The following is a 10321-nucleotide window of genomic DNA, read 5'->3' as shown; positions in this document are numbered from 1 at the left end:
GTCCCGGACCGGGTGCTGCGTGCGGCCGCCCGTCGCGCTCAGCCGACCGTCGTCCTCCCGCGCGCCGCACGCTCGATCCGCTCCTTGATGACACCCATCTGGACCTCCGAGTTCTTGAGCAGGTGCTCCGCCATCTCCGCGTCACCGAAGGGCAGTTCATCGCGTACGTGGAAGTCCTGGACCCAGCGCATCTTCACCCCGCTCGCCGGCACGGCCCGGTACTCCCAGAAGATGTTCATGTACGTGAAGGGGCCGGTCTCGACCCGGTGCGCGCGCACGGTGTGGGTGCGGGGGTCCACGGTGCGCTCCGAGACCCAGGACCGCTGGACGCCGTCGTCGTCCGGATGCATGGTGAGCCGGAACCGGACGGTGTCGCCGCTCTGTTCGAGGATCTGCACGTCCGCGTACTCCGTGAACAGGTCGGGCCAGGAAGCGACGTCGTTGGTCATGTCCCACACCAGCTCCATCGGTGCGTCGATCACGATCGCCGACTCGGTGTGTCCGGCCGCCATGTCAGGCACCCGCCTTCTGCGTCGCGACGTACTCGATCAGGGACGCGGGCGTCTCCAGCTCCTCCAGCGCCTCGTCGGGGATGCTCACGCCGAGCCGCCCCTGCACCTGCGTCACCACCTCCAGGACCGCCAGCGAGTCGTAACCCAGCTCGGTGAAGGCGGTGTTGAGGATGTCGCCGTCCAGGTTGACCGATTCGCCCGTACCCACGCAGTGCCGCATGATCTCGCGGAGGCCGTCGAGGGTCAGTTCATCCATGTCTGTCTCCGTTCGTTGATGAGCCCGCCGGACGACGCCGGCGGACGACAGGACCGGTCGGTCAGACCGCCTTGACGACCACGGCGGCGTTGAACCCGTTGTAGCCGCGGGCGATCACCAGAGCGGTGCGCACCGGTGTCTCCCGGGGCTCGTCGCGGACGAGATCGACCGGGCAGTGGCCGGACACATCGGTGACGTTGATCGTCGGAGGGATCACGCCGTGCCGGATCGACAGGAGCGCGGCGACGAGATCCACGGTCGGCCCGGCCGCGTACAGGCGGCCCGTCGCCGTCTTGGGCAGGGTCACCGGCACGGCGCCCGCGCCGAACACCCCGGCCAGCGCCTCGCACTCGATCCGGTCGAGCTCCGGGACGCCGTAGCCGTCGGCGAACACCACGTCCACGTCGGCGGGCGCCGTACCGGCGTCCGCGAGCGCGGCCTCCACAGCGCGCCGCAGATTCGGGCCGCGGCCCGTACGGGGATGCGGGTCGAAGGCCGTGGCGTACCCGGCGATCTCCCCGTACGGGCGCACCCCGCGGGCCCGTGCCGACGCGGCCTCCTCGACCAGCAGGATCGCCCCGCCCTCGCCCGGCGCGTAACCGGCCGCCGCGGTGTCGAAGGGGAGATAGGCCCGCGCCGGATCCTCACTCAGGCTCACCAGACCCGGCGGGATCTGCCCGACGAGACCGGAGGGCGAGAAGGAGGAGTCCGTGCCGCCCGCCAGGGTGAACGTGCTCCGGTCGCGGATGACCCGCCGGGCCTGGCCGACGCAGTCGAGACCGCCCGCCTGGTCCGTGATGAACACCCCGCTGGGTCCGCGCATCCCGTGCCGGATCGAGATCTGGCCCGAGTTGGCCGCGTAGAACCAGGCGATGGCCATGTACGCGCCGACCTGCTGCGGCCCCTTGGTGTACAGGTTCTGCATCTCGCGCTGGCCGAACTCCGCGCCGCCCGTGGCGTTGGCGGTGACGACGCTCATCTCGTACTCGGGCTGCTCCTTCGGGTCAAGGTCGCCGTCCCGCAGCGCCTCGTCGGCGCAGACCAGGCCGAACTGGGTCATCAGCGAGGTCTCCACGACGACCCGGCTGGGCAGCAGATCGGCGGGCACGAAGTCCGGCACCTCGCCGATGACCTTGATCGGATACCCGGACGGGTCCATCCGCGTCATCCGCCCGAGCCCGCTGCGGCCGTCCAACGCCGCGGCCCAGTACGCCTTGGTCCCGATGCCGGTCGGTGCCACCACGCCCAGACCCGTCACCACGGCTGTGCGCCTCATGCGTTCGTCCTCTCCCGCGCGGCCACGACGATCGCGCTCTGGAAGCCGCCGAAGCCGCTGCCGACGCTGAGCACGGCGTCGGTGCGCTGCTCCCGGGCCGTGACCGGCACGTAGTCCAGGTCGCACTCGGGGTCCGGGGTGGACAGATTCGCCGTGGGCGGGATCGCGTCGTGCTCGATCGCCAGGCAGCACGCGGCCACCTCGATGGCGCCGATCGCACCGAGCGAGTGCCCGATCATCGACTTGATCGAACTGACCGGCGTGGCGTACGCGTGCTGCCCCAGGCTCTCCTTGAACGCGGCCGTCTCGTGGCGGTCGTTCTGCTTGGTGCCCGAGCCGTGCGCGTTGATGTAGTCGATGTCCTCGGGGTTGAGCCGGGCCTGGTCGAGCGCGACCCGGATCGCCTCGGCCATCTCCCGGCCGTCGGGCTTGAGCCCCGTCATGTGGTAGCCGTTGGCCCGGCTCGCATAGCCCCGCACCTCGCAGTAGACGCGGGCGCCGCGCCTGCGCGCGTGCTCGAGATCCTCGAAGACCAGCACGGCCGAGCCCTCGCCGAGGATGAGTCCCTTGCGGTCGCGGTCGAAGGGCTGGCACGCGTGCTCCGGGTCGTCGTTGACCGTCGACTGCGCGCGCAGCGTGTCGAAGCACGCCACCGTCACCGGGGACACCGGCGCGTCCGTGCCCGCAGCGAGGACCACGTCCGCACTGCCCTCGCGGACCAGCTCGAAGCCGTGCCCGAGCGCGTCGATGCCGGAGGTGCAGCCCGTCGACACCAGGGCCACCGGACCCTCGGCGCCCACGCACCACGCCAGCTCGGCGGCCATCGAGCTCGGCACCATCACGTCGTACAGCTGCGGCACCGCGTACTCGGGGTCGACCAGCCACTTGCGGCCGCCGTCGCTGAGCACCACGTACTCGCGTTCCATCAACTCCGTGCAGCCGATGGCGTTCCCGAGGGAGACGCCCACTCTCGACGGCTCCAGGGCCTGGGGGTTGAGGCCGCTGTCGGTCAGCGCCTCGCGGGCGGCGACCAGGGCGAGCTGGCCCGCCCGGTCGAGGCGCCGTGCCTCCTGCGGGGACAGGCCGACCGCCGCCGGTTCGAGGTCGATCTCGGCGGCGACCTGGCAGCGGAAGTCCGTGGGATCGAAGTGCGTGATCCTGCGGGTCATCGTGCGCCCCGCCGTCAGCGTCTCCCAGAACGCCGGCGTCCCGATCCCGCCCGGAGCCATCACCCCGATACCGGTGACGACGACACGGCGCTCGCTCATGAAAGCCCCCCGACCTGCGGCAGCTCCCCCTCGCCGGGCAGCGGCTCGGTATCGACGTGCCCCAGGTCGGGCCGCGGGGCGAGCGGCCCGAGGAAGAAGACGGCGAACACGTCCTCGCCCCCGTCGTTCTCCAACCGGTGCCGGGCGTTCCTGGGCACCATGAACGCGTCACCGGCGGACAGCCGGACCGGCTTCCCGTCCAGCCGCAGGGTCATCTGCCCGCGCACGATGTAGAGGTACTCCTCGGAGTACGGGTGGTAGTGCTCGGAGACGAACTCCCCGGGCAGGAGGGTGCCCGCCCCCATGAAGCCCGCGGTGGCGCTGCAGGTCCTCGGGCTCAGGAGGACCCGCAGGTCGCCGCCCCGCCGTCGATTCGGCGTCACGTCCGAGAACGCGACCTTCGTTGGCTCTGTCTGCGGGGCTGAGGTCATGGGAATCTCCTTCTCCGACCGGACGGGGCCCCGTACGACGCGGCACACCAGGGCCGGTTGAAGAATGGCAACGGCGTCTCCAAGACGGATGGGGACCATCTGAAGCGCGCGGGCGGCCCCCCGTTCTCGTCCGCTCCCCGTCAGCCCTCGGCGTCGCTCCCGCCGTCCAGATCCGCCAGGAACGCCCCCGCCGACCGGGCCTCCGCGACCCCCAGGCGCTCGTACAGCCCGACGGCACGGCGCAGTTCGGCCAGGCCGGACGCGCGGTCGCCGATGCGCACCCGGATCCGGGCGGACCCCGCGAGCGCGTGCGCCTCGTCCAGCGGGCTCCGCGTCTCCCGCGCGAGCCGCAACGCGGTGCCGTACGCCTCAAGGGCCCCGGCGTCGTCGGCGGACCTGGTCAGGAGCGTGCCCATGTAGTTCCACACCTCGGCCTGCCCCTGCCGGTCGTCGATCCGCTCGTACAGGCCGAGCGCCCGCTGGTGCAGCCGGGCCGCCTCCTCGTACGCGTCGTCCGCCAGGCTCCGCAGGACCCCCAGTTCGTTGAGGACGTTGGCCTGCCCCAAGGGGTCGCCGATCTGGAGGAACAGGCCGAGCGCCCGCTCCTGGAGGCGGGCGGCGTCCGCGTACGTGCCTTCGAGGCGGCGCACGACACCGAGTTCATGCAGCGCGTTGCCCAGGCCGAGCCGGTCGCCGAGCTGCTTGAACAGGTCCAGGGCCTGTAGGTAGAGCCGGGCGGCCTCGGGGAGCGCGCCCTCGATCCGCCGTACGAGGCCGAGTTCGTTGAGGCTCTGCGCCGTGCCGAGGTGGTCGCCGATCCGGTGGTAGAGGCCGAGGGCCTGGTCCTGGAGGCGGGCCGCTTCGGGGAGGTCGCCCTGGAGCCGTCGGGCGGCCCCCAGCTCGTACAGGGAGTTGGCCTTGCCGAGGCGGTCGCCGATCTGCTCGTAGAGCGCCGAGGCCTGCTGGTGGAGGTCGGCGGCTTCCTGGTACGCGTCCAGCATCCGGTGGCTGACGCCGAGCTGGTCGATGGCGTTGGCCTGGCCCAGCGGATCGCCCACCTGGCGGTAGAGGCCGAGGGCCTGCTGGAGCAGGCGGCGGGCGCCCGCGTGGTCGGCCGACAGCTGCCGGATGTTGCCCAGCTCGTAGAGGGAGTTGGCCTGGCCGAGGACGTCGCCGACCTGACGGTAGAGGGAGAGCGCGCGCCGCTGGATGTCGGTCGCTTCCCGGTACTCGTCGCGCATGCGGTGGACCACGGCCAGGTCGTGCAGGGCGCCCGCCTGGGCGAGGCGGTCGCGGGTGGAGCGCGCGGCGGTGACGGCCCGCTCCTGCAGCGTCGCGGCCTGCGGCCAGGGTCCCTCCCGCAGCAGGAACGCGGCCAGGGAAGCGGTCAGCTCCGCGGTGTGGGCGGGGCACGTCGAGGCGTCTAGGCAGGCGAGGAGCGTGGCACGGTGGGTACGCAGCCACGCGAGCGCGGCGGTGTCGTCCGCGAACACCGGCAGCGTCGCCGGGTGGGCGCCGTCGGAGCTCGGACGGGTGATGCGGCTGAGCCGCCGGTCGGCGGCGTGCGTGGTGTGCCGGTAGTAGTCCAGGACCCGCGTGAGGGCGAGCGCGCGCTCCTGAGGGGTGTCCTCCGCGTGGGCCAGGGTGCGGGCGTACGTGCGCAGCAGGTCGTGGAGGCGGTAGCGGCCGGGGGCGATCTCGTCGACCAGATGGTCGGTGTACAGGGCCTCGAGCTCGCCGCGCACCTCGGACACGGTGAGCCCGGCGAGCGCCGCGGCGGCGTGCACGTCGGTGTCCGGGCCCGGGTGCAGGCCCAGGTGGCGGAAGAGCCGCCGCTGGGCCGCGGTGAGTTCGTCGTAGGACAGCGTGAACGCGGTGCGCACCGCGCGGTCCCCGCCCGTGAGTTCACCGATGCGGTCGTGCGCCGCGGCGAAGTCGGCGGTGAACTCGGTGAGCGACCACCGTTCCTTGTGGGCCAGGCGGCCGGCGAGCAGCACGACGGCCAACGGCAGCCAGCCGCAGAGCCGGACCGTCTCGGCCACCGCCGCGACCTCGCCCCGGTCGGCGGGGTAGCGGTGCGCGGTGCTCGTGAACAGCTCCGCGGCCTCGTCGGGCCTCAGCGGCGTGAGCGGCAGCGGATGGGCGCCGTCGAGGGCGACGAGGCGCCGACGGCTGGTCACCAGCGTGAGGCAGCCCGCACCGGCCGGGAGCAGCGGGCGGATCTGGGCGTGGTCGGCCGCGTCGTCCAGGACGAGCAGGACGCGCTTGCCCGCGAGCCGGTCCCGCCACAGATCCGAGCGGCCCTTGAGCGTCGGGGGCAGGTTGCGCGGATCGACGCCGAGCCCGGTGAGCAGCACGGCCAGGACGTCGACCGGGTCGGCGGCGGACCTGCCGGGGGTGTGGGCGTGCAGGTCCTGATAGAACTGCCCGTCCGGGAAGCGGTCGGCGAGGCGGTGCGCGGCATGCGTCACCAGGGCGGTCTTGCCCACGCCCGGCATCCCGTCGACCGTGTGCACGGCCACCACCCGTCCCGGTGTCGCGGCGTCGAGGAGCCAGCGCAACTCGGCCGCACGCCCGGTGAAGCCCACGACATCGTGCGGCAGACCGTGGATGACCGTCGGCCGGACCGGTGGTACGGCCTGCGCCGCCGTCCGGTACGTGTCGTCCGCCACCTGCTGGAGCTCCCCGCCGAGCACCGTCCCGCGCTGGTCCGCGCGGGCGGCGGCCGGCCCGTCCGGCGGGGTCAGGCTTTTGGGGACGGCTGCGCCCCGTCGTAGTGGTCGCGGCCGACGGCGATGCCGGTGCCGCTGTGCGCGGTGGAGGTCCGGAGGACCGCGTACACCCGGTCGCGCTCGCCGTCGTCGAGGACCGGAGCCAGCTGCTCGTCAAGGAGCAGCCGCAGCTCGGCCGCCGAGCGCGGGTTCGCCCACAGCAGGGACTGGAGGCGCAGCTGCCACCTGTCCTCCAGGACCCGTACGATGTCCGGGTCACCGGCGGCCGCACGGACCTGCGCGCGCAGCGCCTCGAGCTCCCCGCGGATCTCTTCCCGCCCCGAGTCACCGCGCCCGGGCTCGTCGCGCTCCGACGCGTCGCGCTCCGGGCGCACCTGCCGCCACAAGGCGACCGTGGCGTCCCGGACCTGCTGCCACCCGTCCGTGGCCATCGCCCTCACCAGCGCCAGACTGGCTGCGCTCGCGACCTGATCCATCCCGTCCCCCCGACGGTCCGCCGTACCCACCCTCCTCCAGCGTGCCGTCGCGGGGCCGTCCGCGACAGGGCCCGAAAGACATCGAACACGGCCCGAACGGCCCTTTGGACCCGGCGCCCCGCGGTGCCGCCGCCCACGCCGACCGAGCCCTCCCGGCCGACCCAGTGGCCCACCTCACACCACCCCCGGGGAACCCGCCCGCCACCCCGCTCGACCCATGGACCGCCCCGGCCGCACCCGGCCACCGGCACCGCACCGTCCCCAGGAGAGCACCACATGCCCGCCGCACCAACCGCCCCCGCCCCGCCCGCCGGGCCACCCACCTCCCCGGCGGAGGCGACCCCGACGCGGTCCCCGTGGCGCGCGCTGCGGCCGCTGGTGCTGCGCCTGCACTTCTACGCCGGGCTGCTCATCGCGCCGTTCCTGCTGATCGCCGCCGCTACGGGACTGATGTACGCGGCCTCGTACACGGTGGAGAAGGCCGTGTACGCCGACGAGCTGCGCGTCCCGGTCGGCGAGCGCGAACTGCCGCTCGCGCAGCAGGTCGCCGCCGCCCGCAAGGCCCACCCCGACGGCACGGTCGCCGCGGTCCGGCCGTCGCCGGAGGACGGGGCGACGACCCGCGTCCTGCTGTCCGGGGTGCCGGGCGTCGACAGCGACCGCACCCTCGCGGTCTTCGTGAACCCGTACACCGCCGAGGTGCGCGGCGCCCTGGAGCAGTACGGCTCCAGCGGCGCGCTGCCGCTGCGCACCTGGGTCTCCGGACTGCACCGCGACCTGCACCTGGGCGAGACGGGCCGCCTGTACAGCGAGCTCGCCGCGAGCTGGCTGTGGGTGATCGCCGGAGGCGGCCTGGTGCTCTGGTTCGCGCGGCGCCGCTCGCAGCGCAAGGTGCGCGGCACGACGGGCCGTCGGCGCACGCTGTCCCTGCACGGCTCGGTGGGCGTGTGGGCGGCCGCCGGCCTGGTCTTCCTGTCGGCGACGGGCCTCACGTGGTCGACCTACGCGGGCCAGAGCATCGGCGACCTGCGCGAGGCGCTCGGCCAGACCACGCCCACGGTGTCGACGAGCCTTGCGGCGGGCGCCGGGGGAGCCGCGGCGGGCGACCACGCCGAGCACGGCGGCGCCCCGGCCGCGGACGGCGCCGCGGGCAAGGCGGCACGGCCGGACGACATCGGGCTCGACGCCGTCCTGAAGTCGGCCCGCGACCGGGGCATCGCGGACCCGGTGGAGATCGTCCCGCCCGCCGACGCGTCGTCGGCGTACGTCGTCAAGCAGATCCAGCGCACCTGGCCGGAGAAGGCGGACTCCGCCGCGGTCGACCCGTCGACCGGCGAGGTCACCGACGTCCTGCGCTTCGACGACTACCCGGTGCTCGCCAAGCTGACCCGCTGGGGCATCGACGCGCACTCCGGCACCCTGTTCGGCCTCGCCAACCAGATCGTGCTCGCCGCGCTCGCCGTCGCCCTGATCCTGCTGATCGTGTGGGGCTACCGCATGTGGTGGCAGCGCGGCCGCGGCAGTGCCTTCGGCCGCCCCGTGCCGCGCGGCGCCTGGCAGCACGTGCCCGCGTACGTCCTGGTCCCGCTGATGGCGGCGGTCGCGGTGCTCGGCTACTTCGTCCCCCTGCTCGGCATTCCGCTGGTCGGCTTCCTCGCGGTGGACATCGTCCTGGGGGAGATCGCCCACCGGCGGGGCAGGCGCGGCTACGCCGCCGTGGACTGAGGCGGGAAAGCCCCCGGTCCCGTTGCCGCACCGCCGCCGACGATCTACGCTCCCGGCAACTATGGCTCCTAGCTGGGGGGTTCGCGGTGGATTACGGCGACTACAGGGCGTACGACGCGGTCGGTCTCGCCGCACTGGTGGCGCGGGGCGAGGTGTCGCCGGGCGAACTGCTCGACGCGGCCCTCGCCCGCGCCGACGCGGTCAACGGGAGGATCAACGCGATCGTCCGACCGATGCCGGACCTCGCCCGCAAGCGGGCCGACGGCGACCTGTCGGGACCGCTCGCGGGCGTGCCCTTCCTGATCAAGGACCTGATACAGGACTACGCGGGCCGCCCCACGGGCCGCGGCTCCAAGTCCTCCCAGGGACTCGTCGCGACGCGCCACAGCGAGTCCGTGCGCCGCTGGCTCGACGCCGGACTCGTGATCTTCGGGCAGACGAACACGCCCGAGTTCGGCATCAAGAGCATCACCGAACCCGAAGCGGGCGGCGCGACCCGCAACCCCTGGAACCTCGGCCACACGCCCGGCGGTTCCTCCGGCGGCTCCGCGGCCGCCGTCGCCGCGGGCATCGTCCCCGCCGCGGGCGCCAACGACGGCGGCGGCTCGATCCGCATCCCCGCCGCGTGCTGCGGCCTGTTCGGCCTCAAGCCGGGCCGGGGCCTGGTGCCCGCGGGCCCGGCGTACGCGGAGCTCCTGGTGGGCGCGGCCACCGACGGCGTCGTCTCCCGCACCGTCCGCGACACCGCGGCCCTCCTCGACGCGCTGACCGTACGCCCCGACAAGGGCGGCCCGTTCCTGGTGGAGCGCCCCGAGCAGCCGTACGCGGAGCTCGCGCGACGCACCCCGCCGCGGCTGCGCGTCGGCGTCAGCACGCGCTCCCCGATCGGCACCCCGGTCGCCCGCGAGGCGGTCGCGGCCGTCGACACGGCTGTGAAGGTCCTGGTCGGCCTCGGCCACGACGTGGAGGAGGCCGAGCCCGGCATCGACGGGCTGCGCATGGCCGACGACTTCATGACGATGTACGCGGCCGAGGAGGCCGCCCTGCTCGCCGAGCTCAAGCACAGGACCGGCGCCGACGACGACCAGTTCGAGCTCGACACCCTGCTGATCGCGGCCGCGGGCCGCGCGGTCGGCGCAGCCGAGTACACCATCAGGCACGCCCGCTGGAACACCTACAACCGCCAACTCGCGGCCTACCACGAGACGTACGACGTGCTGCTCACGCCGACGCTCGCCCGGCCCCCGGTCAGGATCGGCGAGCTCGACACCCCCTGGCTCACCCGGCAGGTCGGCAAGGCGCTGCTCAAGGCGGGCGTGGCGGGCCGCCTCAGCAAGACGAAGCTGTGGAAGCAGGCGGTCATCCAGAACCTCGCGCCCAACCCGTTCACCCAGCTCGCCAACATCACCGGCCGCCCCGCCATGTCGGTCCCCCTCTACCGCACTCCCGACGGCCTGCCCCTGGGCGTCCAGTTCGGCGGCCCGCTGGGCAGTGAGGGCCTGCTGCTCTCGCTGGCGACGCAGCTGGAGTCGGCGGCTCCCTGGGCACAGCTGGAGCCCGCCCTGTAGGACAGGGCGGGCTGGGTGGTGCGCTGTGCGGCAGGCGCGGGCCGGCGCGACGCGCCGGCCGCCCCGGGGTGCCGGTG

General features: G+C 73.7%; 9 protein-coding genes. 2 read left to right on the top strand and 7 right to left on the bottom strand.

Going from position 1 to position 10321, the window contains the following annotated elements; genetic code table 11:
- Positions 1-38: 38 nt before the first annotated feature.
- From ACFWZ5_RS42040 to ACFWZ5_RS42010, 7 genes are all read right to left on the bottom strand, one after another.
- The gene (locus ACFWZ5_RS42040; RefSeq protein ID WP_384799369.1) at positions 39-512 is read right to left on the bottom strand and encodes an SRPBCC family protein; all 474 of its coding nucleotides are present in this window, start codon (positions 510-512) and stop codon (positions 39-41) included.
- A gap of 1 nt (position 513) precedes the next feature.
- The gene (locus tag ACFWZ5_RS42035) at positions 514-768 is read right to left on the bottom strand and encodes an acyl carrier protein (RefSeq protein WP_384799372.1); all 255 of its coding nucleotides are present in this window, start codon (positions 766-768) and stop codon (positions 514-516) included.
- Between the two features lie 61 nt (positions 769-829).
- Positions 830-2044: a ketosynthase chain-length factor gene (locus tag ACFWZ5_RS42030; RefSeq protein WP_384799375.1), complete on the bottom strand. Its 1215-nt coding sequence runs from the start codon at positions 2042-2044 to the stop codon at positions 830-832.
- Positions 2041-3312, bottom strand: coding sequence for a beta-ketoacyl-[acyl-carrier-protein] synthase family protein (locus ACFWZ5_RS42025; RefSeq protein ID WP_384799378.1), 1272 nt, complete (start codon positions 3310-3312; stop codon positions 2041-2043). The genes ACFWZ5_RS42030 and ACFWZ5_RS42025 overlap by 4 nt, the downstream gene beginning before the upstream one ends.
- Entirely contained in the window at positions 3309-3743 is a 435-nt protein-coding gene (locus tag ACFWZ5_RS42020; protein ID WP_384799381.1) for a cupin domain-containing protein, read from the bottom strand. The genes ACFWZ5_RS42025 and ACFWZ5_RS42020 overlap by 4 nt, the downstream gene beginning before the upstream one ends.
- A gap of 140 nt (positions 3744-3883) precedes the next feature.
- Positions 3884-6415 carry an ATP-binding protein gene (locus tag ACFWZ5_RS42015; protein ID WP_384799384.1) on the bottom strand — a complete coding sequence of 844 codons (2532 nt, stop codon included), beginning with the start codon at positions 6413-6415 and terminating at the stop codon, positions 3884-3886.
- 71 nt (positions 6416-6486) lie between these two features.
- Positions 6487-6906, bottom strand: coding sequence for a hypothetical protein (locus tag ACFWZ5_RS42010; protein WP_384799387.1), 420 nt, complete (start codon positions 6904-6906; stop codon positions 6487-6489).
- Between the two features lie 321 nt (positions 6907-7227).
- Between ACFWZ5_RS42010 and ACFWZ5_RS42005 the strand changes: the two genes are divergently transcribed.
- Both ACFWZ5_RS42005 and ACFWZ5_RS42000 read left to right on the top strand, forming a co-directional pair.
- Positions 7228-8676: a PepSY-associated TM helix domain-containing protein gene (locus ACFWZ5_RS42005; RefSeq protein ID WP_384799390.1), complete on the top strand. Its 1449-nt coding sequence runs from the start codon at positions 7228-7230 to the stop codon at positions 8674-8676.
- 86 nt (positions 8677-8762) lie between these two features.
- Positions 8763-10244: an amidase gene (locus ACFWZ5_RS42000; protein ID WP_384799393.1), complete on the top strand. Its 1482-nt coding sequence runs from the start codon at positions 8763-8765 to the stop codon at positions 10242-10244.
- The last annotated feature ends 77 nt before the right edge of the window (positions 10245-10321 follow it).

The sequence above is a fragment of the Streptomyces sp. NPDC059003 genome (assembly GCF_042740445.1).
GTDB lineage: Bacteria > Actinomycetota > Actinomycetes > Streptomycetales > Streptomycetaceae > Streptomyces.
The sequence above is the reverse complement of the archived record's forward strand: the minus strand, read 5'-3'. Positions and strand labels throughout refer to the sequence as shown.

Bases quoted from the DNA above. Each gene is read 5' to 3' on its own strand.
- ACFWZ5_RS42040 (WP_384799369.1), bottom strand. From the start codon at position 512: ATGGCGGCCGGACACACCGAGTCGGCGATCGTGATCGACGCACCGATG.
- ACFWZ5_RS42035 (WP_384799372.1), bottom strand. From the start codon at position 768: ATGGATGAACTGACCCTCGACGGCCTCCGCGAGATCATGCGGCACTGC.
- ACFWZ5_RS42030 (WP_384799375.1), bottom strand. From the start codon at position 2,044: ATGAGGCGCACAGCCGTGGTGACGGGTCTGGGCGTGGTGGCACCGACC.
- ACFWZ5_RS42025 (WP_384799378.1), bottom strand. From the start codon at position 3,312: ATGAGCGAGCGCCGTGTCGTCGTCACCGGTATCGGGGTGATGGCTCCG.
- ACFWZ5_RS42020 (WP_384799381.1), bottom strand. From the start codon at position 3,743: ATGACCTCAGCCCCGCAGACAGAGCCAACGAAGGTCGCGTTCTCGGAC.
- ACFWZ5_RS42010 (WP_384799387.1), bottom strand. From the start codon at position 6,906: ATGGCCACGGACGGGTGGCAGCAGGTCCGGGACGCCACGGTCGCCTTG.
- ACFWZ5_RS42005 (WP_384799390.1), top strand. From the start codon at position 7,228: ATGCCCGCCGCACCAACCGCCCCCGCCCCGCCCGCCGGGCCACCCACC.